Below are 23,053 nucleotides of genomic sequence, written 5' to 3' on the forward strand. Positions count from 1 at the left end.
ACCCATGAACATTCATGAATATCAGGCCAAGGCTCTGCTGAAGGGCTATGGCGCGCCGGTTGCCGAGGGTGTGGCTATTCTCAAGGTCGAGGAAGCCGAAGCTGCCGCCAAGGCGCTCCCCGGCCCGCTTTACGTGGTCAAGAGCCAGATCCATGCCGGCGGCCGCGGCAAGGGCAAGTTCAAGGAACTGGGCCCGGAAGCCAAGGGCGGCGTGCGTCTCGCCAAGTCGATCGACGAAGTGATCGCCCATGCCAAGGATATGCTCGGCAACACGCTAGTAACGGCGCAGACTGGCGAAGCCGGCAAGCAGGTCAACCGCCTCTACATCGAAGATGGCGCCGACATCGCCCGCGAACTCTATTGCTCGATCCTTGTCGACCGCTCGGTCGGCCGCGTGGCTTTCGTGGTATCGACCGAAGGCGGCATGGACATCGAAGCCGTCGCCCATGACACGCCGGAGAAAATCCACACGATCGCCATCGATCCGGAAGCCGGCGTGACGGCTGCCGACGTTGCCGCGATCTCCAAGGCGCTCGCGCTCGACGGCGCTGCCGCCGAAGATGCGAAGTCGCTCTTCCCGGCGCTCTACAAGGCCTTCAATGAGAAGGACATGGCGCTGCTCGAAGTCAATCCGCTGATCGTCATGAAGGATGGCCGCCTGCGCGTTCTCGACGCGAAGATGTCCTTCGACGGCAATGCGCTTTTCCGTCACGACGACGTCAAGACGCTGCGTGACGAGACTGAAGAAGACGCCAAGGAAATCGAGGCTTCCAAGTGGGACCTCGCCTATGTGGCGCTCGACGGCAACATCGGCTGCATGGTCAACGGCGCAGGTCTTGCCATGGCGACGATGGATATCATCAAGCTCTACGGCAAGGAGCCGGCTAACTTCTGTGACGTCGGCGGCGGCGCCGGCAAGGAGAAGGTTGCTGCGGCTTTCAAGATCATCACCGCAGACCCCAAGGTCGAAGGCATTCTCGTCAACATCTTCGGCGGCATCATGAAGTGCGATGTCATTGCCGAGGGCGTCATTGCCGCGGTCAAGGAAGTCGGCCTCAAGGTTCCGCTCGTCGTGCGCCTTGAAGGCACCAATGTCGAGCTCGGCAAGAAGATCCTGAACGAGTCGGGTCTCGCGATCACAGCGGCTGACGACTTGGACGATGCAGCCAAGAAGATCGTCGCGGCGATCAACGGCTGAGAGCGATCATGACCTTCCAGTCCACGCCATCTGCTGCTCATATCCGTCTCAATGCCTTTGCCGGCGTATGGGAAGGGGAGGAGCGCGTCGCAGGGTCGGCGTGGACGACTGAAGGTAAGGCCAGTGCTAAACTTTCCGGCGAGGCGCTGTTCGGCGGGTTCTTCCTCGAGCAGCGCTATCGCCAGTCGCGCGATGGGGCTGTTTCGTTCGAGGCCCGAAATGTTTTCGGCTTCGATGCTTCGGACCAGACCTACAAGCTCTACCAGTTCGACAGCGCGGGCTTCGCGCCACCGTCGCCAGCTTCCGGCGAATGGAACGGCAAGGAACTCGTGCTGATGAAGGCTTCGCCGCGCGGCAGACAGCGCACCGCATTCACATTTGAAAATGAAGACTGCTACCGGATGGGCGTCAGCTTTTCGCCTGCAGGCAGCGATACTTGGCAGGAGGTCGTCAGCGGCATCTATCGTCGCTCGTCCCCCACGTCTTCCAACCTCTCCTAGACAAAGGCCTCGCATGTCTATTCTCGTCAATAAAGACACCAAGATCCTCGTTCAGGGTCTGACCGGCAAGACCGGAACGTTCCACACCGAACAGGCGCTCGCCTATTACGGCACGCAGATGGTCGGCGGTATCCACCCGAAGAAGGGCGGCGAAACCTGGACCGGCGCAAAGGGCGAGAACCTGCCGATCTTCGCAACCGTTGCCGAGGGCAAGGAAAAGACCGGCGCCGACGCGTCCGTCATCTATGTTCCGCCGGCCGGTGCCGCCGACGCGATCATCGAGGCGATCGATGCCGAGATCCCGTTCATCACCTGCATTACCGAAGGCATCCCGGTCATGGACATGGTTCGCGTCAAGGCTCGCCTCGACCGCTCCAAGTCGCGCCTGCTCGGCCCGAACTGCCCAGGCATCATGACGCCGGAAGAATGCAAGATTGGCATCATGCCGGGCTCCATCTTCCGCAAGGGCTCGGTCGGTATCGTGTCCCGCTCGGGCACGCTGACCTATGAAGCCGTGTTTCAGACCTCCAACGAAGGCCTCGGCCAGACCACGGCCGTCGGCATCGGCGGCGACCCGGTCAAGGGCACCGAATTCATCGACGTCCTGGAAATGTTCCTGGCCGACCAAGCCACCCAGTCGATCATCATGATCGGCGAAATCGGCGGTTCGGCAGAGGAAGATGCTGCGCAGTTCCTCAAGGATGAAGCCAAGAAGGGCCGCAGCAAGCCCATGGCTGGCTTCATTGCCGGCCGCACGGCGCCGAAGGGCCGCACCATGGGCCATGCCGGCGCTGTGGTTTCCGGCGGCAAGGGCGATGCGGAATCGAAGATCGCGGCGATGGAATCGGCAGGCATCAAGGTGTCGCCGTCTCCGGCCCGCCTCGGCAAGACGCTGGTTGAAGTCCTCAAGGGCTAAACCAACTTATACCCGGGCGGAGGAGCGGCATCTGCGCCTTCCGCCCGGTCTTGACGGCACGAGACATGCAGATGCGCCGCGGACAGGCGGCAATCGGAATGCGGCAGCCGGCGAGCAAGCCGGCAAATTCATCAAAGTCAGGAGGCGGGCGGCAGCGTCCGCATATCACCATGGCACGGCAAGAAGCCAACGAGCAGTTTCAGATCACCTCGTTTCTGGATGGCGCCAACGCTGCCTATATCGAGCAGCTGCATGCGCGCTACGAAGAGGACCCCGCGTCGGTCGACGATCAGTGGCGGACCTTCTTCAAGGCGCTGGAGGAGGATCCCAGCGATGTGAAGAGGGCGGCCAAGGGGGCTTCCTGGCGCAGGAAGAACTGGCCGCTGGCGGCCGGCGGCGATCTGGTGTCGGCTCTCGACGGCGACTGGGGTATCGTCGAGAAGGTTATCGAGACCAAGGTCAAGGCCAAGGCCGAAGCCGAGGGCAAGCCTGCCGACAGCACCGACGTGCTGCAGGCGACGCGCGATTCCGTGCGCGCCATCATGATGATCCGCGCCTACCGCATGCGCGGCCACCTGCATGCCAAGCTTGACCCGCTCGGCATCGCCGCTCCCGTCGACGACTATCGCGAGCTGTCGCCGGAGAATTACGGCTTCACGGCCGCCGATTACGACCGCAGGATCTTCATCGACAACGTGCTCGGCTTGGAACACGCGACCATCCGCGAGATGATCGATATCCTCGAGCGCACCTATTGCTCGACGCTCGGCGTCGAATTCATGCATATCTCCAATCCGGAAGAGAAGGCCTGGATCCAGGAGCGTATCGAAGGGCCGGACAAGGGCGTCGCTTTCTCGCCTGAAGGCAAGAAGGCAATCCTCGCCAAGCTCGCCGAAGCCGAAGGCTACGAACAGTTCCTCGACGTCAAGTTCAAGGGCACCAAGCGTTTCGGCCTCGACGGCGGCGAATCGCTGATCCCGGCGCTCGAGCAGATCCTCAAGCGCGGTGGCCATCTCGGCCTCAAGGAAGCCGTGTTCGGAATGGCCCATCGCGGCCGGCTCAACGTGCTCTCGCAGGTCATGGGCAAGCCACACCGGGCGATCTTCCACGAGTTCAAGGGCGGCTCGGCCGCACCCGACGAAGTCGAAGGCTCGGGCGACGTCAAGTATCATCTCGGGGCCTCCTCAGACCGCGAATTCGACGGCAACAAGGTGCATGTCTCGCTGACAGCCAACCCGTCGCATCTTGAAATCGTCGATCCCGTCGTCATGGGCAAGGTCCGCGCCAAGCAGGACATGAATGCTACCGTCTGGGACGGCGACATCATTCCGCTTTCCGAGCGTGCCAAGGTTCTGCCGCTTCTGATCCATGGCGACGCAGCCTTCGCCGGCCAGGGCGTCATTGCCGAAATCCTCGGCCTTTCCGGCCTGCGCGGCCACCGCGTCGCCGGCACCATGCACGTCATCATCAACAACCAGATCGGCTTCACGACGAACCCCGCCTTCTCGCGTTCGTCGCCCTATCCGTCCGACGTCGCCAAGATGATCGAGGCGCCGATCTTCCACGTCAACGGCGACGATCCGGAAGCGGTGGTCTATGCGGCCAAGATCGCGACCGAATTCCGCATGAAGTTCCACAAGCCGGTCGTGCTCGACCTGTTCTGCTATCGCCGCTACGGCCACAATGAAGGCGACGAACCGTCCTTCACGCAGCCGAAGATGTACAAGGTGATCCGCGGCCACAAGACCGTGCTGCAGATCTATGCGGCGCGCCTAGTCGCCGAGGGCCTGCTCACCGAAGGTGAAGTCGAGAAGATGAAGGCCGACTGGCGCGCCCATCTCGAACAGGAGTTCGAGGCCGGCCAGCACTACAAGCCGAACAAGGCCGACTGGCTTGACGGCGAGTGGTCGGGCCTGCGCGCGGCCGACAATGCCGACGAGCAGCGCCGCGGAAAGACCGCCGTGCCGATGAAGACGCTGAAGGATATCGGCCGCAAGCTCTCGGAGATTCCGGCGGGCTTCACTGCACACCGCACGATCCAGCGCTTCATGGAAAACCGCGCCAATATGATCGCCACCGGCGAAGGTATCGACTGGGCGATGGCTGAAGCGCTCTCCTTCGGGGCGCTCTGCGTCGAAGGTAGCAAGATCCGCCTGTCCGGCCAGGATTGCGAACGCGGCACCTTCTCGCAGCGCCACTCGGTTCTCTACGATCAGGAAACCGAGGAACGCTACATCCCGCTCGCCAATCTCTCGCCAACGCAGGGTCGCTACGAAGTCATCAATTCGATGCTTTCGGAAGAGGCCGTGCTCGGTTTCGAATATGGCTACTCGCTTGCCCGCCCGAATGCGTTGACGCTCTGGGAAGCGCAGTTCGGCGATTTTGCCAACGGTGCGCAGGTGGTCTTCGACCAGTTCATCTCGTCGGGCGAACGCAAATGGCTGCGCATGTCGGGCCTCGTCTGCCTCTTGCCGCATGGCTATGAGGGCCAAGGTCCGGAACACTCCTCGGCCCGCCTCGAGCGTTTCCTGCAGCTTTGCGCGGAGGATAACATGCAGGTCGCCAACGTCACGACGCCGGCGAACTACTTCCACATCCTGCGCCGGCAGCTGAAGCGCGACTTCCGCAAGCCGCTGGTCCTGATGACGCCGAAGTCGCTGCTGCGCCACAAGCGGGCAGTCTCGACGCTTGCCGAAATGGCCGGAGAATCCGCCTTCCATCGCCTGCTCTGGGACGATGCCGAAGTGATCAAGGACGGCCCGATCAAGCTGCAGAAGGACAACAAGATCCGCCGTGTCGTCATGTGCTCCGGCAAGGTCTATTACGATCTTCTCGAAGAGCGTGAAAAGCGCGGCATCGACGACATCTATCTCTTGCGTGTCGAACAGCTCTATCCGTTCCCGGCAAAGGCGCTGATCAACGAGCTGTCGCGCTTCCGCAATGCCGAGATGGTCTGGTGCCAGGAAGAGCCGAAGAACATGGGCGCATGGTCGTTCATCGACCCCTTCCTCGAATGGGTGCTTGCCCATATCGATGCAAAGTATCAGCGCGTCCGTTATACCGGCCGTCCGGCCGCCGCCTCGCCGGCGACGGGCCTGATGTCAAAGCATCTGTCGCAGCTCGCCGCATTCCTCGAGGATGCATTGGGCGGTTAACACAAGGGGGGCGCAGTGGCTTATTTCTTTCTGAGACTGCTGCCGCCGCGCCCCACTTTCCCGCATGACGGGACCGGAGAGGAAATGGCGGCGATGAAACGCCATGTCGAATACTGGCACCGGCACGCCCTTGCGGGATCGGCGATCGTCGTCGGTCCGGTGTTTGAGGGCGAAGGCGCCTTCGGCATGGCGATCGTCGAAGTTGAGGATCAAGCGGCGGCACAGGTTCTTGCCGACAGCGATCCGATCATCGCTTCCGGTTTCGGTTTCCGTTTCGATATCCTGCCGATGCCCTCGATCATCTTGCGGCCGCCCGCCGTCTGAAACGCATTAAATGAACACACACGAAATCAGGATCTGAACAATGGCCACAGAAATCCGCGTTCCAACTCTCGGTGAATCCGTCAGCGAGGCAACCGTCGGCACCTGGTTCAAGAAGGTCGGCGACGCCATCAAGGCCGACGAGCCGATTCTCGAGCTTGAAACCGACAAGGTGACCATCGAAGTTCCAGCGCCGACCTCCGGCACGCTTTCGGAAATCGTTGTCGCCGCCGGCGAGACCGTCGGCCTCGGCGCGCTGCTCGGCCAGATCGCCGAAGGTGCTGCTGCTGCCGCGCCCGCTGCTGCGGCACCGGCCGCCGCTCCTGTCCTGCCAGCCGCGGCTGCTCCTGCTCAGCCGGCGCCGGTTGCCGCTGCTGCCGCATCGTCGAGCGCTTCCGTCTCCACCATGCCGCCGGCACCGGCGGCTTCGAAGATGCTTGCTGAAAACAACATTTCGGCCGATCAGGTCGATGGCAGCGGCAAGCGCGGCCAGGTGCTGAAGGGCGATGTCATCGCTGCCGTCGCCAAGGGCATTTCGGCTCCGGCGGCAGCACCGGCTGCAACGCCTGCCGCCCCGCGCGGCCCGTCGACGGTCGAGGATGCCTCGCGCGAAGAGCGCGTGAAGATGACGCGCCTGCGCCAGACGATCGCCAAGCGCCTGAAGGATGCGCAGAACACCGCCGCGATGCTGACCACCTACAATGAGGTGGACATGAAGGCGGTCATGGACCTGCGCAACAAGTACAAGGATATTTTCGAGAAGAAGCATGGCGTCAAGCTCGGCTTCATGGGCTTCTTCACCAAGGCGGTGACGCATGCGCTGAAGGAATTGCCGACGGTCAACGCCGAGATCGACGGCACCGACCTCATCTACAAGAACTATTGCCATGTCGGCATGGCCGTCGGCACCGACAAGGGCCTCGTCGTTCCCGTCATCCGTGACGCCGATCAGATGTCGATCGCCGAAATCGAGAAGGAACTCGGCCGTCTTGCCAAGGCAGCCCGTGACGGCTCGCTCTCCATGGCCGACATGCAGGGCGGCACCTTCACCATCACCAATGGCGGCGTCTACGGTTCGCTGATGTCCTCGCCGATCCTCAATGCGCCGCAGTCCGGCATTCTCGGCATGCACAAGATCCAGGAGCGTCCGGTGGCGATCGGCGGCCAGGTGGTTATCCGTCCGATGATGTATCTGGCGCTGTCCTACGATCACCGCATCGTCGACGGCAAGGAAGCGGTCACCTTCCTCGTGCGCGTCAAGGAAAGCCTGGAAGATCCGGAACGTCTGGTTCTCGATCTTTAAGGGAGCTTTCCATGCGAAACCGGATCATGCGAGCGGCGCGTCTTCTTCTCTGCGCTGCCGCCGCGCATGTCCCGGTTTCAGCAACGGCGGCCGGCTTAGATATCAGCAAGGCAAGCAGCAATTTCGAACTGGTGGCGCTCAGCGACGCCGAACTCTCCGGCCGGTCGATCGGCGTGATCCATATGGGCAATGTCGAGCTGACCTCGGGGCGCATCGTTGCGGCCGATCCGCTCGCTCAGCCCGATCGTCCGGCGCTGGCAAGAACGGTTGCGCCGGGCGAATATCCGGTGACACTCTACCAGGCCTTCGGACGCATCGCGGCCGCCAGCATGCGGTTTGCCGCGGGCAAGCCGGATCACTGGGAGCTTGCGGTCCTGCCCGGGCAGGATGTAGCGACACTGAAGGACGGCGAGATCTTCGGTTACCCCGTCGATGCCGGCCTCGGCTGTTACATGGATGCCGAGACGCTTGGTCTGATCGGAGAACGTGAAGCGCAGGTGCAGGCGCAAAAGCCTGACGCCGACATCAATTATTACGACGACGTGCTGGCATCCGACCTCGACGCCAACAAGGGCAGTTACGCGCTGCACCGGCCGGTCGCCGGCAAGAAGGGCAATGTCGCGATATTCTGGAGCGGTTGGGGCGACGGCTTCTATCCGGTTTTCTGGGGGCTCGATCGCGATGGCCGGGCGCTGGTGCTGCTGACGGATTTCAGCGTTGTCGAGAATGCCGACGGGCGGAAGGAGTCGAAGCTGCAATGAGCAGGAGGATTGGGATCACGGCGAAACGGAAAGGCATGGCTGCGATCGCAGCCGCCGCGTTTTTCGCCGTTCCGTTATCGACGCTCTGCGCCGCCTGCAAGCAGGAACAGGCCATTTACGTCGATCGCGACGGGGCATACGAGTTGCGCTTTGCCCCGCTGAATTCACAGTCGGCCGCGGCGAGCAACCAGTTCAAGGTCAGTGCTCTCAAGACGCCGGTGGTGATGGAAGGCTATGTCATGCCGTCGGAAGATCCGGTGCGCGCCATTGGCATCTTGATGTTCAATTGCCCCGAGGGTGACGCGACCGGTGCCGATCTTAATGCCTGCACCGTCTGGCAAGGCGCCGTCTATGGCATGGATGCCAAGGGCGAGATGGACAATCTGCAGCCGGAAGGTGCCGCGGCGGCCGAAAAGCTCGTGTTCCCCGGTCTCGGTCCCGCCATCCGCCAATCCAGCGCCTGGGGCGAGGGCAAGGCTACCTTGGCGCCCTGGGACGTGCTGACATTCAAGGAGTGCGCGATATGAGTAATGCACCGGTTGTTCTCGTGACCGGCGGAAGCCGGGGCATCGGCGCGGCCGTCTCGCGGCTCGCCGCGCGCCAGGGCTGGCGTGTTGCGGTGAATTACGCTTCCAACCGCAAAGCCGCCGATGCCGTCGTTGCAGCGATTGCCGAAGACGGCGGCGATGCCGTGGCGATTGCGGGCGATGTCGGCAAGGCTGCGGATATCGTCGCGATGTTTGCAGCGGTCGATCGGCATTTCGGCCGGCTCGACGGGCTCGTCAACAATGCCGGCGTCGTCGACTATCCGCAGCGCGTCGACGAGATGGCGGCAGAGCGGATCGAACGCATGATGCGCATCAATGTAACCGGCTCCATGCTCTGCGCCGCAGAGGCCGTGCGCCGCATGTCGAGCCGCTATAGTGGGCGGGGCGGCGCGATCGTCAACGTCTCGTCGATGGCGGCGATCCTCGGTTCGCCAACGCAATATGTCGATTATGCCGCCTCGAAAGGTGCGATCGACACGTTCACCATCGGGCTTTCGCGCGAGGTCGCCGCCGAGGGCATCCGCGTGAACGCTATCAGGCCCGGCGTCATCGAAACCGATCTCCATGCATCCGGCGGGCTGCCGGACCGGGCCCGTGAAATGGCGCCATCGATCCCGATGCAGCGCAGCGGCACGCCCGAGGAGGTGGCGGATGCGATCCTCTATCTTCTATCCCCTTCGGCTTCCTATATAACCGGCGCGATCCTTAACGTGAGCGGCGGCCGCTAAAAGACAGGGCGAAAACAGCATGCCTTACATCCTCGAATTCCTCGGCCTTATGGCCGTCTTCTCGATCTTCATCGTCGTGCCGGGGGCCGATTTCGCCGTCATTTTGCGCCAGAGCATCGTGCATGGGCGGCGCGCCGCTATCATGACCGGGCTCGGCATGGGCTTCTCGCTGCTCTTTCATATCAGCTACACGATCCTCGGCCTCGGCCTGATCGTCTCGAAATCGCTGATGCTGTTTGCGGTCATCAAATGGGCTGGTGTCGCCTATCTGGTCTATCTCGGCATCAAGTCGTTCCGCGACCCCGGCTTCAAGGTGCAGGAGATCGAGGTGACGGCCGAGGATCGCAAGCCGGTCTCGATGCTGAAATGCCTCGGCATGGGTTTCATCACCAATGCGCTGAACCCGAAGCCGGTGCTGTTCTTCCTGTCGCTGTTTTCGACGCTCGTGCATCACGACACGCCGGCGCTGATCCAGTTCTCGTACGGCATCGGCATGGCGACGGCGCTGATCGCTTGGTTTGCCGGCGTTTCCTATTTCTTCACGGTCAAGGCGATCCGTGACCGCTTCATTGCCAGCGGCAAATGGTTCAACCGCATCACCGGAGCGGCGCTCGTCGGCTTCGGCTTCCGCCTCGCGCTGTCGCGCGCGGCCGACTAAACGAAAAATCCAAAGGGAAAGAAGCAATGTCCTACGATGTGATCATTATCGGCACCGGCCCGGGCGGCTATGTCTGCGCCGTCAAAGCAGCCCAGCTCGGCCTCAAGGTCGCTGTCGTCGAAAAGCGCGCGACCTATGGCGGCACTTGCCTGAACGTCGGCTGCATTCCGTCGAAGGCCCTGCTGCATGCCTCCGAAATGTTCCATCAGGCCGGCCACGGCATGAGCGCTCTCGGGATCGACGTCCCGGCGCCGACGCTCAACCTCGGCAATATGATGGCCCACAAGGACGCCACGGTGAAGTCGAATGTCGACGGCGTCGCCTTCCTCTTCAAGAAAAACAAGATCGATGCCTTCCAGGGCAGCGGCAAGATCGTCTCGGCAGGCAAGGTTGCCGTCATCGCCGACGACGGCAAGGTGCAGGAGATCGAAGGCAAGAACATCGTCATTGCCACCGGCTCCGACATTGCCGGCATTCCCGGCGTGCAGGTCGAGATCGATGAGAAGACCATCATCTCGTCCACCGGCGGCATCGCGCTGGAAAAGGTGCCGGAAACGCTGATCGTCGTCGGCGGCGGCGTCATCGGGCTCGAACTCGGCTCGGTCTGGTCGCGGCTTGGCGCCAAGGTCACCGTCGTCGAATATCTCGACACCATTCTCGGCGGCATGGACGGCGAAGTCTCCAAACAGTTCCAGCGCATGCTCGCCAAGCAGGGCATCGATTTCCATCTCGGCGCCAAGGTGACCGGCGTCGAAAAGGGCGACAAGTGCGCCAAGATCACATTCGAGCCGGCCAAGGGCGGTGACAAGGTGACGCTCGACGCCGACGTCGTGCTAATCGCCACCGGCCGCAAGCCCTATACAGCGGGTCTCGGCCTGGAAGAGGCCGGTGTTACGCTTGACAATCGCGGCCGCGTCGAGATCGACGGTCACTTCAAGACCAATGTCGCCGGCATCTATGCGATCGGCGACGTGGTCAAGGGTCCGATGCTGGCGCACAAGGCGGAAGACGAGGGTGTGGCGCTCGCCGAAATTCTCGCCGGCCAGCATGGGCACGTCAATTACGAGGTGATTCCGAGCGTCGTCTACACGCAGCCGGAGATCGCGTCGGTCGGCAAGACCGAGGAAGAACTGAAGGCCGCGGGCATCGCCTACAAGGTCGGCAAGTTCCCGTTCACGGCCAATGGCCGCGCCCGCGCGATGCTGGCGACAGACGGTTTCGTCAAGATCCTTGCCGACAAGGAAACCGACCGGGTGCTCGGCGGCCATATCGTCGGCTTCGGCGCCGGCGAGATGATCCACGAGATCACCGTGCTGATGGAGTTCGGCGGCTCGTCGGAAGATCTCGGCCGTACCTGCCACGCGCATCCGACCATGTCGGAAGCGGTGAAGGAGGCCGCGCTCGCGACCTTCTTCAAGCCGATCCATATGTAATCCTACATATCGTAACAAAGCATACAGCCGCTTGCCGGAAGGCGGGCGGCTTTTTTAGACTAAACCTTCAGCGCTTTCGACGCGGTGCGCAAAGGCGGCATCGAACCGCCATTCCCTGCTTACAGGTCGATGCCGCTTATTTCGACAACCCTATTCCCTTACGCCCGACAAGATGGGCACGGCAGGTGGAGGGAGGTTCAGTCGAAAAAGCCTGCATCCTCTTCCCTGAGATATCTCCTGGCTCCTTCAGCGTCGATATCGACGCCCAGCCCCGGCGCTTCCAGTAGGTCCACCATGCTGTCCTTCACGATCTGCGGCGGCAAGCCGATGACAAGATCCTCCCACCAGGGGTCGGAAGCGGTCGGATATTCGAACGCGACGTAATTTGCCGGCAACGTGGCGCAGACATTGATCAACGCGCCGAGGCCCAGCAGGCCGTTAGCGGTGCCGTGCGGTGCCATCAGGATCGAATGCATGTAGGCATGCTCGGCGACCCATTTGAGCTCGGCAATGCCGCCAACGTCCGCTGGATCGGGGCCGATGACGCGTACCGCCTGCGTCTCGATCAGTTCTTTGAAATTGTGCCGCAGGTAGATCTGCTCACCAGTGTGGATTGGCGTCGAGGTGGAGGTTGTCAGTTCCCGGTAGGCCTGCGGATTGACCCACGGCACGTAGTCGCCGGTCAGCATGTCCTCGAGCCACATCAAATTGTACTTCTCGACCGCGCGAGCGAACTTAATTGCATCGGGCAGCATCCAGCCCGGGCCGCAGTCGAGCGCCAGGCTGACTTTGTCGCCTAGCACTTCCTTCATCGCGATCACGCAGTCGAGCATGTGATTGAAACCGCGCTCGCTGATCACGCCTTGATCCATGGCGCCGTGATAGCCGGCCTTGTTCTGCGTCACGCCGTAGTGGAAGCCCTCGATGGTGTCCTTCATGTTGGAGTGGAACGAGATTCCTTGCTTGACCATGAAGAAGTTCTGCGGCTGCTCCATCATCCATTTGACGTCAGCGGCGTAATCCTCCGGCCGGTCGCCCGTGCGCTTCTGGCGAACTGAGCCGTTGTAGACGCGCACCTTGTCCCGCACCTTGCCGCCGAGCAGTTTATAGGCGGGCACGCCCGCGGCCTTGCCAGCAATATCCCACAGCGCATGCTCGATAGCGCTCACCGCCGCGCCGTACGGCTTGAAAGAGCCGCGTTGGCGGATCTTCAGCATGACTCTCTCGACGTCGGTCGGATCCTCGCCGACCAGCGCCTCGTGGAAATGCAGCACAAAGGGCTTGAGGTAGGACTTGGTGAATTCGACTTCGCCCAAGCCATAGAGGCCCTCGTCCGTAACGATGCGCACGATCGGGTGTTTGCCAATAACGGCGCAGCGGAGATCGGTGATCTTCATCTTCGTTCCTTTTCGCCTCAGCTCCAGGTGCGATCCCAGGAATACTCATCGTCCCAGTGATCCGTAGGCTGCCAAATGCCGGTGACGCCCGGCTGCAGATGCTGCGAGATCACCTCGTCGACAACGTCGTCAATCCCCAGGCCGGGCTTGTCCGAGACAGTGATGAAGCCATTCTTCACCAGCGGCCGGGGAAGGCCCGTGACGATATCGTCCCACCAGTCGACATCGGCGGAATGGTATTCGAGCGCCATGAAATTTTCGGTCGCGGTCGCGACATGTGCCGCGGCCATTGCGGCGATTGGACTTTCTGCCATATGGATGGCCATGGCGACGCCCTGGTCCTGCGCCATATCACCAATCTTCTTGGTTTCGAGGATGCCCCCGCTGGTGAGCAGGTCCGGGTGGATAACGGAGACGCCGCCGCTGTTGAGCAGAGGCTCGAAGCCCTCCTTGAGGTATATGTCCTCGCCAGTGCAGATCGGCACCGTGGTGGCGTCCTGCAGTTGTCGGTATTGCTCGGTATACTGCCATGGGATCACATCTTCGAGCCAGGCCGGCACGTATTTTTCAATTCGCCGGGCGAGGCGAATGCCGTTCTGCATCGAGATATGGCCGATATGATCGATGGCGAGCGGCACATCCATGCCGATGACCTCACGAACCTCGGCGATGTATTGCTCAAGCAGGTCGAGGCCCTTGTCGGAAAAGTGGAGGCCGGTAAACGGGTGCTGGACGTTATGCAAATCGTACGCAGCGTTGCGGACACGCCGCTCTTCAATGGTCTTCAGCGGCCCGCGATTGGGAGGATCGCGGTATCCTTCCAGTGAGCCGGCAGGAAAGACGACGGCACCGGGCACATCTGCGATCTGCATCAGTCCTAAGTCCATCTTGAGGAAGGTGAAGCCGAGCTCCATGCGCTGCTTGAGGCGCTTACCAGTCTCGGTGCCGCTCGGCACGGTGGCGTCGGTATCGCAGTAGACGCGCACTTTCTCCCGAAAACGACCGCCGAGCATCTGGTAGATGGGGACGCCATAGGCCTTGCCGGCAAGATCCCACAACGCGATTTCAATCGCCGATACGCCACCGCCTTGCCGGCCGTGCCCCCCGAACTGCTTGATCCGGCGAAACAGGCGGTCGATGTCGCAAGGGTTCTCGCCAAGCAACCGGCTCTTCAGCATCAGCGCGTAGGTGGCGCTGGCGCCGTCGCGCACCTCGCCAAGCCCGACGATGCCCTGGTTGGTGTAAATCTTAAGCAGCACTGAGGTGAACGGCGCGCCGACAATTTCGGCTACCCGCATGTCGGTGATGCGAAGATCGGACGGCTTGGAATGCGTGTTCACCCGATTGAGCGCCTCGTCGGCTCCATCTGCCTCTGGCATGATTTATCCTCGTTTTGGTCGGCTGGGCTCATCGCCGTGCACGCTGGGTTGCTAGTCCAGCTCTATCTCGTGGTTTTGAAGGTAGTCGCGGTTCATTTCGACGCCGAGACCGGGCTTGGGCGTAAGCTTGAGGCTACCGTTCGAAACATCGAGTGGTCTGTCGATGAGGTGATCGTATTTACCCAGGTTCCACTCCGACGTTTCGAGTTTGTAGAAGTTGGGAACGGTCATCATCACCTGCGCTCCCGCAACCACATTGATCGGCCCTGCGGCGTCATGCGGCGAGACCGGGATGTAGTAGGCTTCGCATAGGGCAGAAATCTTCTTGAGTTCGGTAATACCGCCGGTCCATGTGACATCAGGCATGATGTAGTCAGCGAGCTTGTTTTCGAGCACCGGCACGAAATCCCACTTCGTGTGGCCGCGTTCGCCCCACGAGATAGCGGCGCTGACCTTCTCACGGACCTGTCTGAGAGCGTTGAGGCTCTCCGGTGGACAGGGCTCCTCGAACCAGTCGATCTGACCAGCTTCCTCGAGGCTTCGACAAAGGCGAATGGCGGTGGGAACGTCGAACCGGCCGTGCGCATCGATGAGGATGTCGACATCAGAGCCCGCCGTTTCGCGGATCAGAGCAGTGAGTTCGGCGGCTTCGCGCTCATCTTTGCGGGTCATGCTGCCATCGAGGTAGCCGTCCCGCTGTTCGCGAAACTGTCCATCGGCGGTGCGGCCTTGGTGGGGGAAAGGATCGAACTTGAGCGCCGTGTGGCCGGACTCGACGATGTCTCGAATTTCGCGGACCACAGCCTCGTTGCTGGTAAATTTGGCCAGGTTGGGATGGGTGTAGAGCGCAATTTCATCGCGTACCGGTCCACCCAACAGTTCGTAAATCGGCTTACCCAGGACCTTGCCTCGGATATCCCAGAGGGCTATGTCGATGGCGCTCACGCATTCGACTGCGGCACCCCGACTGCCCATGTAGGTGAAGCTGCGGAATATCTTGTGCCACAGATACTCAATACGCGCCGGGTCCTCGCCTGTCACAGCGGCACCGATCTGCCGCAGGATCGTGCAGAGGGCGCGATTAGCGAGCCTTGTCGTGGTGGTGATTTCTCCCCAGCCGCTCACCCCCTCGTCGGTCGTCACTTCGACGAACAGATACTCTCCCCAATAAGAAGCATCGGACTTGATCAGCCACGGCCGAACGCTGGTGATTTTCATCTCAACTGCCTTTATCTGAAGTGGTCGGGATAACGATATTCGAGGCCTCTATCCTGCCCGAGCGGCGTTTCGCGCACGCATGTGTTCGAGGATGTGCCGGCCGGAGCCCTCGACATGGCGTGCGATGAGTTCGCCTGCCTCGTTCGCATTTCCCGCTTTTACATGCGCGATGAGCTCGCGATGCTCGCTAAGGATCGCGGCACGCCGGGCGAGCGTGAAGTTGAAACGCCGGCTCACGGCTCGAAGCACTTCGCGATGCTTCCACCAAAGCTCGGCGGCATGGCGGTTGTAGTGCCTTTGGTACATTACGGTGTGAAAGGCGGTGTCCAGCTCGCTGTGCCTGAACGTGTCGGCGAAGTTGTTCTCTTCGATCAAGCCCTGGATGCGTTCGAGTTCAGCAATGTCCTCGACGGTGGCCATATTCACGAACCATCGCGTCAGTGCCGGCTCGATCAAGACTCCTATTTCGTAGATGTCCCGAACAAAATCCTGATCTATGGGCCGGACGCGCGCCCCGCGGTTGGGAACGAGGGTGACGAAGCCCTCCCCGCGCAATAGTTGCAGAGCCTCTCGCACCGGGTTGGTCGAGGTGCCGTGGCGCCGGGCGAGATCGGTGACGACAAGCCGTTCGTTGGCAGCGAGCCGCCCTTCAATAATGTCGTCCCTGATCAACTGATAAAGCGAGGCGCCCTCGCTGGAGGCCCCGATAGCGTCGATCCCCTCGGGTGGCTGCGCTTTAAAATCGCTTGTTTCGGCCAAAGCTGTCCCCATCAATACATATATTGCTTCGATATCACGCGACGATTATCTAAACAATGTACGATTTCTCCAGTTGACAGGCAATCTTCGATCTGAAAACGTATGATCTGTCCAAAGAGATACATTGGCTGAAAACGACCCGCAGCCAATGAGCAAAGACCGCTCGCCTCGATGCAGAGCGGCATGGGAGAACCTGGAGGATACCTATGTCGAGGATTTCATTCGGTGGTGCCGTCCTGCGCGGCACTGTTTCCACTGCTTTGATGATGTCGTTGATGTCCGCGTCGGCGCTCGGAGCGTCGGTCGACTTGAGCAAGTGGTCGCCGCAATATGTGCGTTCGATTGCTGGCACACAGGATTTTGACACGGCGGCCGATTGCGCCAAGGTCACTCCGCTCGACTATAAGGGGCGACTGACTTTCTGGTATCAGGGCGTGTTCGAGGGCGACCCCGACCTCCTGCGCCAGTATTACAAGGAGTTCTTCGAGACCTTCCGCAAAACCTATCCAAACATCGAGCTTGAGGAACAAGCCCTCACCTATAATGACCTGCTGGACAAGTTCCGGACCGCGCTCCTTGGCAATGCTGCGCCCATGGCGGTCCGCCTGCAAATCCTGGGCGGCACCGAGTTCGCCTCAAAGGGCTATTTGCAGCCGCTCAAACCCGAGGATGTAGGGTATTCGACCGAGGATTTCTGGCCGGGCGCAATGAAGGCTGTAACCTGGGAGGGGGTGACTTACGGCATTCCCACCAACAACGAGACGATGGCGTTCATCTGGAACGCCGACATCTTCAAGCGTGCAGGCCTCGATCCGGATAAGGCTCCGGCAACCTGGGACGACGTCGTCAAGGATTCCAAACAGATCCACGACAAGCTCGGCATTGCCGGTTACGGTCTCGTGGCTCGCAAGAATGCCGGCAATACGCCGTACCGTTTCATGCCGCAGCTATGGGCCTATGGTGGTGGCGTCTTCGACGAAGCTACCGCCAACCCGACCTATAAGGAGGTCGAACTCAACAGTCCGCAGAGCAAGGCGGCATTGCAAGCCTCCTACGATATGTATGTTCGCGACAAGTCGGTTCCGGTTTCGGCGCTCACCAACCAGCAGGCCGACAACCAGCCGCTCTTCCTCGCTGGCCAGCTCGGCATGATGATCTCGCACCCGTCCGACTACAACGTCATGCTCGACCTGCAGAAAAAGGCGACGGATACCGACAAGGACAAGGCGCAGACCGTAATCGACAACATGCGCTACGGCCTGATTCCGACTGGCCCCGACGGCAAGCGTGCCGTCGTGTTTGGCGGCTCCAACATTCACATCCTGAAGCCCGAATATGTCGAGGGCGGCAAGGTAGACGAGGCGGCTGCAAAGGCTATCATCTGCATGTGGACGAGCCCCGAATGGTCGCTGAAGATGGCCTATGCCGGCTCGAACCCGGGAAACCTTAACGGCTTCAAGACCAAATGGATGAAGGAACGTCTTGATAGTATCAAGTTCCTTGATGTCACGACCTCGATGCTGCCATACGGCATCCCGTTCCCGGCGCTGCCACAGTCCCCCGAGATCATGAACATCATCGTCCCGGACATGCTGCAGAATGCCCTGACCGGAGCCATGACCGTCGACCAAGCGGCTGATGACGCAGCCAAGAAGGTAAAAGACCTGATGGACGGCGGACTCTAGTCCAAGCCAGACGATCTGACCGGCTGCGCCTCGATTGCAGCCGGTTTGCTCCGAAGAATAAGGGCGCGGCACTGTGACGATCTTGACTGGCAAGGCCGAGGCTCGACGAAGACCGCAACTCGATAGGTCCGGCGTGCTGCGAAAGATTTGGCAGCATCGCGCTGACTACGCGTACGTGCTTCCTGCGATCGCCGTGATGCTCATCGTCATAGCCTACCCTATCTACTACACGATCGAACTGTCGTTCTTCAACACACCGCCTGGCCTGCAGCTGCGGGACAAGATTTTCATCGGCCTCGACAACTACATCTCCATCCTCACAAGTCCGGTGTTCTGGAAGGTCACCTCGAACACTCTTATCTGGACACTGGGATCCACTTTCATCTCATTTGTCCTGGGGTTTGCCAGCGCCCTGGCGCTCCATCGTGACTTTGTCGGCCGTGGCATCCTGCGCGCCGTCCTGATCATTCCCTGGGTCATCAGCGCGGTCGCCGCGTCCTATATCTGGAAGTGGATCTACCATTCGGACTTTGGGATCATTGGGGCGGTGCTGGTCGGCCTCGGATTGGCCGACCGGCCGCCGAATTTCATCGACAGCGTCAGCACGGTGCTGCCCTCGCTGATCGTCGTCAATATCTGGCGAGAGTTTCCCTTTGCCATGATCATGATGATGGCTGGCCTGCAGACGGTTCCCGACCAGTTGCTACGCGCCGCAAAAGTCGACGGAGCCAATGCATGGCAGCGGTTCTGGCACGTCACCTTCCCGCACTTGAGAAACGTCTCGACTGTGACGATCCTTCTGCTGGCAGTGGCCAACTTCAATTCTTTCATCATCCCCTGGATCATGACCGGCGGCGGGCCGTCGAATGCATCGCATATCTGGATCACCCATATTTATGAACTCGCCTTCGGCCGCCAGCGCTGGGGAGTGGCATCGGCCTATTCGGTGCTGCTGTTCCTGATCCTGATGTCGCTCGGCTACTTCTACGTCCGTGCGCTGAGCGGCAACGAGCAAAAGGACGGGAGTTGATGAGCACGATTGCCGAGACTGCTCATCGAGGCCGGGCGCGTCGCCGTATGCGCATCGATGGATGGCGGTGGGGCGGACGCATCTTCCTTGTGTTCATGCTGCTTTACACCGCATTACCGATGATCTGGATGCTGATCACCTCGATCAAGTCCGGCTTCGCGGCCATGCAATTCCCGCCGCAATGGTGGCCAGACCACCCCACCCTCGCCAGCTACCAAAAGCTGCTCGATCCGCAAAACAGCGTCGGCCAGGACTTCCTGCGCTTCTTTTGGAACAGCCTTTTCGTCTCCACCGCCACGACCATCCTTTCGGTGATCGTGGCAGTTCCTGCGGCCTACGCGTTTTCACGCTTCACCTTCCCGGGCCGGAACTTTCTGTTCTTCGCCGTCTTGCTTCGGAACATGTTCCCGGCAGTGATCTTTCTCGTGCCGCTCTTCATCCTGATGCGCGCGATCGGGCTGGTGAACACGCATGGGTCGCTCGTCCTCACCTACCTCACATTCGGCCTGCCGCTGGCAATCTGGCTCCTCAAGGGCTTCTACGACAATATCCCGGTGCAACTCGAGCAGGCGGCGCGCATCGACGGGGCAACGCGGTTCCAGGCCTTTTTCCTGATCGTGATGCCGCTCTCGGCGCCAGGAATTATCGCCACGGCGATCTATTCCTTCATTGGCGCGTGGAACGAGTACATCTACGCCTACACCTTCCTCTCCAAGAACGATCAGTTGACGCTGCCGGTCGGCATTCAGCGCTTCTTCTCGGAAAATACAACGGACTTTCCGGGTCTGATGGCGGCCAGCTTCATGATGAGCGTGCCCGTCGTGGTCCTGTTCCTCGTCCTGCAACGATACTTCGTACGCGCCCTCACGGAAGGCGCAGTCAAGCACTAGGGGAGTTGCCGGTGGCCCACGTGGTCCTCAAAGATCTGGTCAAGACCTATGGCAGCTTCAAAGCTGTCAACAATGTTTCGCTGACGGTCAACGACGGCGAATTCGTTGCGCTCGTCGGCCCTTCAGGCTGCGGCAAGACCACCACACTCAATCTTGTGGCAGGGCTCATCCCCATCACATCCGGCGACATCGTCATCGGCGAGCGGGTGGTCAACGACCTCGACCCCAAGGACCGGGACATCGCAATGGTGTTCCAGAACTACGCGCTCTATCCGCAGAAATCGGTCTACAAAAATCTGGCGTTCCCGTTGCAGATGCGCAAACTGCCAAGGGACGAGATCGACAAGAGGGTCAAGGAAGCAGCGCGCGTGCTCGACATGACGCAGCTGCTTGAGCGCAAGCCACGCGAACTTTCGGGCGGGCAACAGCAGCGCGTGGCGCTGGGCCGTGCCCTCGTTCGCGATCCAGCGGTATTCCTGATGGATGAACCACTCTCCAACCTCGACGCAAAGTTGCGCGTGCAGATGCGGTCGGAGATCAAGCGTTTCCACCAGGACCTCAAAGCAACGATCATCTACGTGACGCACGACCAGCTCGAAGCGGTCACGATGGCCGACAGGATGGCGGTGATGAATGGCGGCTACCTGCAGCAATACGATTCACCGGCGCAGGTCTTTGCCCATCCGGTGAACATGTTCGTCGCCAGCTTCGTCGGCAGCCCGGCGATGAGCCTTGTTCCGCTGGAGGCATCAACGGCAAGCGGCAACACCGTGTTGACCAGCGCGGAGGGCTGGTGCCTCGAACTCTCGCCAAACAACGCCCAGAAGGTCGCCAAGGCAACCACCAAGAAAATCGTGCTCGGCGCACGTCACTCCACGATCAAGCTGCACAAGAGTGCGATGCCTGGAAGCATCCCGGCAAAGGCCTACACGGTGGAGCCGACCGGAGACGTCACCTTCGTACAGGCGTTGCTGTCCGGCGCCATCGTCAATGTCAGCGTGCCGCCGACCATTGCCGTCGCACCCGACGAACAGATTTGGCTCGAGTTCGATCAAGAGCGGATGCATTTGTTCGACGGAGAAACAGAAATGGCCCTCAAGGCCAACTGAGACCAAGCGGATGTGTGTGAAACGAGGGCGTTGATGACTACGAAGCTTAAAATCACGGCGATCAAGCCCTATCCAGTATGGGTAGGAACGCGCAACCAGATGCTGGTCAAGGTCGAGACCGACAACGGCATCTTCGGCTGGGGCGAGAGCGGCTTGAGCGGTCGCGAGAAGGCCGTGGCCGGCGCGATCGAGCACTATCGCGAGTTTCTCATCGGCCGCGACCCGATGCAGATTGGTCGGATCTGGCAAGAAGTTTATCGCAGCCAATACTTCGAAGGAGGGCGCGTTCTGCAGGCGGCGATTTCAGCCATCGACATTGCCCTTCACGACATCAAGGGCAAGGCGCTGGGGGTGCCGGCCTACGAATTGCTGGGCGGCAAGCAGCGCGACCGCATTCCGACCTTCGCCTCGACCGGTGACGAGGCCGAGGGCGATGTTGCCATCGAGCGAGCCCGCGAACTACGCGCACAAGGGTGGCAGGCGATCCGCTTCTTCCCCATCGGGCAAAACAGCAAGGACGTCTTTGAGCCGCGGGAGTCGATCGGCGCTACCGCAGCTATGCTAAACAAGGCGCGCCAGGCGCTGGGCGACGAGGTCGTCCTCGGCATCGATTACCATCATCGGCTGTCGGTGGCAGAAGCGGCGAGCTTCTGTAACAAGCTCGGCCGTGGCGTGCTTGATTTCCTCGAGGAGCCGATACGAGACGAGACACCCGAGGCCTACGAATCCCTGCGCACGATGACCGACATCCCGTTCGCCATCGGCGAGGAATTTGCCAGCAAGTGGCAATTCCGGCCCTACATCGAGCGTGGCATACATCAATTCAACCGGCTCGATGTTTGCAATGTTGGCGGGCTCACCGAAGCGATGAAGGTCGCTGGTTGGAGCGAGGCGCACTATGTGGACCTGATGCCGCACAATCCCCTCGGCCCCGTCTGCACGGCCGCGACCATCCATCTCGCCGCCGCGGTACCGAATTTCGCTTGGCTCGAGACCAGGGCGCCCGAAGCGAAGCTGGGCTTCGATAATTCCGACTTCTTCCCCGTGCAACCACGGCTCGACGGTCCCGACTATCCGGTCAACGATCTGCCGGGGCTCGGCGTCGAGGTCAACGAAGAGGCGGTCAAGGCGGAGAGCTTTCGTTTCTGGGAAGCGCCTCACCTGAAGCGCCGCGACGGTTCTGTCACCAACTGGTAGTTTCATCCACCGGAGCACAAAATGACACATACGCCCGACATTACGCGACCGCCCAAAGAGCTGATCGACGCACTGAAAGAAATCGGCGCCGCGACCGTTGCCGGCACGCTTGGCCACATGGGCTTCCGCAATCCGCACATGGTCGGTCCCGTGGCGCAGAATCACGGGAAGTCGATCGTCGGGCCCGCCCTGACGCTTCAATTCCTGCCGCAGCGGCCGGACCTTTTTAACGAGGGAGAATATGCAGATCCGGAGACGCAGTTGCACCGCCATGTGCTTTATCACGTGCAGGAGGGCGATGTGGTCGTCGTCGACGCGCGCGGCGACATGAGTTCTGGCGTCTTCGGCGATATGATGTCGACCTATTTCAAAGGCAGAGGCGGCGCTGGCATCGTGATCGATGGCTGCATGCGCGATCGGCCCAATGTCGAGAAGCTGGATCTGCCTTTATGGCTGCGCGGCTGGACACCCAACTATCATGTGCAGACCGGCATCTATCCCAACGCCGTCAACGTCCCGATTGCCTGCGGCGGTGTCACGGTAATCCCCGGAGACATCATCGTCGCCGACGATGACGGCGTGGTGATGCTTCCGGTCGCAATGGCCTCGAAGGTCATCGAAGAATCGCAAAAGCATCACGATTGGGAGGAGTTCTCGCGAGTGAAGCTTATGGAAGGTGGGTCGTTGCAGCGCTACTATCCGCTGCATGCCGATGCCCGCGGAGAGTACGAAGAGTGGCGCAAGACAAACCGCTTGGGAACAACCTAGCCAATGGATTACCCTATAACAGGATGATTTTAGGCCCGGTTGGCCTGGAATCATCCTGTTCTAAATTAAAGAGTTAGAGCATGACGTTGTCCGAAAACCG

Annotated in this window: 21 protein-coding genes; 17 read left to right on the top strand and 4 right to left on the bottom strand. The window is 60.8% G+C overall.

The window, feature by feature from the left end; genetic code table 11:
• Positions 1–4: 4 nt before the first annotated feature.
• From sucC to lpdA, 11 genes are all read left to right on the top strand, one after another.
• Positions 5–1,198: an ADP-forming succinate--CoA ligase subunit beta gene (sucC, locus tag HJB89_RS14650; RefSeq protein WP_207582099.1), complete on the top strand. Its 1,194-nt coding sequence runs from the start codon at positions 5–7 to the stop codon at positions 1,196–1,198.
• 8 nt (positions 1,199–1,206) lie between these two features.
• On the top strand, positions 1,207–1,698 hold the full coding sequence (locus tag HJB89_RS14655) for a DUF1579 family protein (RefSeq protein WP_207582098.1): 492 nt from the start codon (positions 1,207–1,209) through the stop codon (positions 1,696–1,698).
• A gap of 13 nt (positions 1,699–1,711) precedes the next feature.
• Positions 1,712–2,614: a succinate--CoA ligase subunit alpha gene (sucD, locus tag HJB89_RS14660; RefSeq protein ID WP_207582097.1), complete on the top strand. Its 903-nt coding sequence runs from the start codon at positions 1,712–1,714 to the stop codon at positions 2,612–2,614.
• Positions 2,615–2,784: 170 nt separating this feature from the next.
• Positions 2,785–5,769 carry a 2-oxoglutarate dehydrogenase E1 component gene (locus tag HJB89_RS14665; RefSeq protein ID WP_221150119.1) on the top strand — a complete coding sequence of 995 codons (2,985 nt, stop codon included), beginning with the start codon at positions 2,785–2,787 and terminating at the stop codon, positions 5,767–5,769.
• A 15-nt stretch (positions 5,770–5,784) separates the two neighbouring features.
• Positions 5,785–6,093 carry a YciI family protein gene (locus tag HJB89_RS14670; protein ID WP_221115493.1) on the top strand — a complete coding sequence of 103 codons (309 nt, stop codon included), beginning with the start codon at positions 5,785–5,787 and terminating at the stop codon, positions 6,091–6,093.
• A 40-nt stretch (positions 6,094–6,133) separates the two neighbouring features.
• Positions 6,134–7,393 (top strand): 2-oxoglutarate dehydrogenase complex dihydrolipoyllysine-residue succinyltransferase, encoded by a 1,260-nt coding sequence (gene odhB, locus HJB89_RS14675; protein WP_207582094.1) that lies wholly within the window; start codon positions 6,134–6,136, stop codon positions 7,391–7,393.
• An 11-nt stretch (positions 7,394–7,404) separates the two neighbouring features.
• Positions 7,405–8,154 (top strand): DUF4241 domain-containing protein, encoded by a 750-nt coding sequence (locus tag HJB89_RS14680; protein ID WP_221150120.1) that lies wholly within the window; start codon positions 7,405–7,407, stop codon positions 8,152–8,154.
• A complete protein-coding gene (locus tag HJB89_RS14685; RefSeq protein WP_221150121.1) occupies positions 8,151–8,681 on the top strand; it encodes a hypothetical protein in 531 nt (176 codons plus the stop codon). The genes HJB89_RS14680 and HJB89_RS14685 overlap by 4 nt, the downstream gene beginning before the upstream one ends.
• On the top strand, positions 8,678–9,430 hold the full coding sequence (locus tag HJB89_RS14690; protein WP_221115497.1) for an SDR family oxidoreductase: 753 nt from the start codon (positions 8,678–8,680) through the stop codon (positions 9,428–9,430). The genes HJB89_RS14685 and HJB89_RS14690 overlap by 4 nt, the downstream gene beginning before the upstream one ends.
• A 19-nt stretch (positions 9,431–9,449) precedes the next feature.
• The gene (locus HJB89_RS14695) at positions 9,450–10,088 is read left to right on the top strand and encodes a LysE family translocator (protein WP_221115498.1); all 639 of its coding nucleotides are present in this window, start codon (positions 9,450–9,452) and stop codon (positions 10,086–10,088) included.
• A 26-nt stretch (positions 10,089–10,114) separates the two neighbouring features.
• Entirely contained in the window at positions 10,115–11,521 is a 1,407-nt protein-coding gene (gene lpdA / locus HJB89_RS14700) for a dihydrolipoyl dehydrogenase (RefSeq protein WP_221150122.1), read from the top strand.
• A 197-nt stretch (positions 11,522–11,718) separates the two neighbouring features.
• Here the strand turns inward: lpdA and HJB89_RS14705 are convergent, their stop codons facing one another.
• The 4 genes from HJB89_RS14705 to HJB89_RS14720 are packed head-to-tail and all read right to left on the bottom strand — an operon-like array spanning position 11,719 to position 16,274.
• On the bottom strand, positions 11,719–12,918 hold the full coding sequence (locus HJB89_RS14705; RefSeq protein WP_207582088.1) for a mandelate racemase/muconate lactonizing enzyme family protein: 1,200 nt from the start codon (positions 12,916–12,918) through the stop codon (positions 11,719–11,721).
• A gap of 17 nt (positions 12,919–12,935) precedes the next feature.
• Positions 12,936–14,297, bottom strand: a complete 1,362-nt coding sequence (locus HJB89_RS14710; RefSeq protein ID WP_207582087.1) for a mandelate racemase/muconate lactonizing enzyme family protein — start codon at positions 14,295–14,297, stop codon at positions 12,936–12,938.
• 51 nt (positions 14,298–14,348) lie between these two features.
• The gene (locus HJB89_RS14715; protein WP_221150123.1) at positions 14,349–15,515 is read right to left on the bottom strand and encodes a mandelate racemase/muconate lactonizing enzyme family protein; all 1,167 of its coding nucleotides are present in this window, start codon (positions 15,513–15,515) and stop codon (positions 14,349–14,351) included.
• A gap of 48 nt (positions 15,516–15,563) precedes the next feature.
• A complete protein-coding gene (locus tag HJB89_RS14720; protein ID WP_207582085.1) occupies positions 15,564–16,274 on the bottom strand; it encodes a GntR family transcriptional regulator in 711 nt (236 codons plus the stop codon).
• 206 nt (positions 16,275–16,480) lie between these two features.
• Between HJB89_RS14720 and HJB89_RS14725 the strand changes: the two genes are divergently transcribed.
• From HJB89_RS14725 to HJB89_RS14750, 6 genes are all read left to right on the top strand, one after another.
• A complete protein-coding gene (locus tag HJB89_RS14725) occupies positions 16,481–17,959 on the top strand; it encodes a sugar ABC transporter substrate-binding protein (RefSeq protein WP_207582084.1) in 1,479 nt (492 codons plus the stop codon).
• Positions 17,960–18,032: 73 nt separating this feature from the next.
• Positions 18,033–18,989, top strand: coding sequence for a carbohydrate ABC transporter permease (locus HJB89_RS14730; RefSeq protein WP_207582083.1), 957 nt, complete (start codon positions 18,033–18,035; stop codon positions 18,987–18,989).
• Positions 18,989–19,879: a carbohydrate ABC transporter permease gene (locus HJB89_RS14735; RefSeq protein ID WP_207582082.1), complete on the top strand. Its 891-nt coding sequence runs from the start codon at positions 18,989–18,991 to the stop codon at positions 19,877–19,879. Before HJB89_RS14730 ends, HJB89_RS14735 begins: the two co-directional genes overlap by 1 nt.
• Positions 19,880–19,890: 11 nt before the next feature.
• Positions 19,891–20,988, top strand: a complete 1,098-nt coding sequence (locus HJB89_RS14740; RefSeq protein WP_221150124.1) for an ABC transporter ATP-binding protein — start codon at positions 19,891–19,893, stop codon at positions 20,986–20,988.
• Positions 20,989–21,021: 33 nt separating this feature from the next.
• Complete coding sequence (locus tag HJB89_RS14745) at positions 21,022–22,185, top strand: mandelate racemase/muconate lactonizing enzyme family protein (protein ID WP_221140167.1); 1,164 nt, start codon at positions 21,022–21,024, stop codon at positions 22,183–22,185.
• Between the two features lie 21 nt (positions 22,186–22,206).
• Entirely contained in the window at positions 22,207–22,953 is a 747-nt protein-coding gene (locus tag HJB89_RS14750) for a ribonuclease activity regulator RraA (protein WP_221150125.1), read from the top strand.
• The last annotated feature ends 100 nt before the right edge of the window (positions 22,954–23,053 follow it).

The sequence above is a fragment of the Rhizobium sp. NZLR8 genome, assembly GCF_019685025.1.
Classification (GTDB): domain Bacteria; phylum Pseudomonadota; class Alphaproteobacteria; order Rhizobiales; family Rhizobiaceae; genus Rhizobium.

Bases quoted from the DNA above. Each gene is read 5' to 3' on its own strand.
- sucD (WP_207582097.1), top strand. From the start codon at position 1,712: ATGTCTATTCTCGTCAATAAAGACACCAAGATCCTCGTTCAGGGTCTG.
- HJB89_RS14750 (WP_221150125.1), top strand. From the start codon at position 22,207: ATGACACATACGCCCGACATTACGCGACCGCCCAAAGAGCTGATCGAC.
- HJB89_RS14690 (WP_221115497.1), top strand. From the start codon at position 8,678: ATGAGTAATGCACCGGTTGTTCTCGTGACCGGCGGAAGCCGGGGCATC.
- HJB89_RS14705 (WP_207582088.1), bottom strand. From the start codon at position 12,918: ATGAAGATCACCGATCTCCGCTGCGCCGTTATTGGCAAACACCCGATC.
- HJB89_RS14665 (WP_221150119.1), top strand. From the start codon at position 2,785: ATGGCACGGCAAGAAGCCAACGAGCAGTTTCAGATCACCTCGTTTCTG.
- HJB89_RS14655 (WP_207582098.1), top strand. From the start codon at position 1,207: ATGACCTTCCAGTCCACGCCATCTGCTGCTCATATCCGTCTCAATGCC.
- HJB89_RS14710 (WP_207582087.1), bottom strand. From the start codon at position 14,297: ATGCCAGAGGCAGATGGAGCCGACGAGGCGCTCAATCGGGTGAACACG.
- HJB89_RS14745 (WP_221140167.1), top strand. From the start codon at position 21,022: ATGACTACGAAGCTTAAAATCACGGCGATCAAGCCCTATCCAGTATGG.
- odhB (WP_207582094.1), top strand. From the start codon at position 6,134: ATGGCCACAGAAATCCGCGTTCCAACTCTCGGTGAATCCGTCAGCGAG.
- HJB89_RS14680 (WP_221150120.1), top strand. From the start codon at position 7,405: ATGCGAAACCGGATCATGCGAGCGGCGCGTCTTCTTCTCTGCGCTGCC.
- HJB89_RS14715 (WP_221150123.1), bottom strand. From the start codon at position 15,515: ATGAAAATCACCAGCGTTCGGCCGTGGCTGATCAAGTCCGATGCTTCT.
- HJB89_RS14695 (WP_221115498.1), top strand. From the start codon at position 9,450: ATGCCTTACATCCTCGAATTCCTCGGCCTTATGGCCGTCTTCTCGATC.
- HJB89_RS14725 (WP_207582084.1), top strand. From the start codon at position 16,481: ATGTCGAGGATTTCATTCGGTGGTGCCGTCCTGCGCGGCACTGTTTCC.
- sucC (WP_207582099.1), top strand. From the start codon at position 5: ATGAACATTCATGAATATCAGGCCAAGGCTCTGCTGAAGGGCTATGGC.
- HJB89_RS14685 (WP_221150121.1), top strand. From the start codon at position 8,151: ATGAGCAGGAGGATTGGGATCACGGCGAAACGGAAAGGCATGGCTGCG.
- lpdA (WP_221150122.1), top strand. From the start codon at position 10,115: ATGTCCTACGATGTGATCATTATCGGCACCGGCCCGGGCGGCTATGTC.
- HJB89_RS14735 (WP_207582082.1), top strand. From the start codon at position 18,989: ATGAGCACGATTGCCGAGACTGCTCATCGAGGCCGGGCGCGTCGCCGT.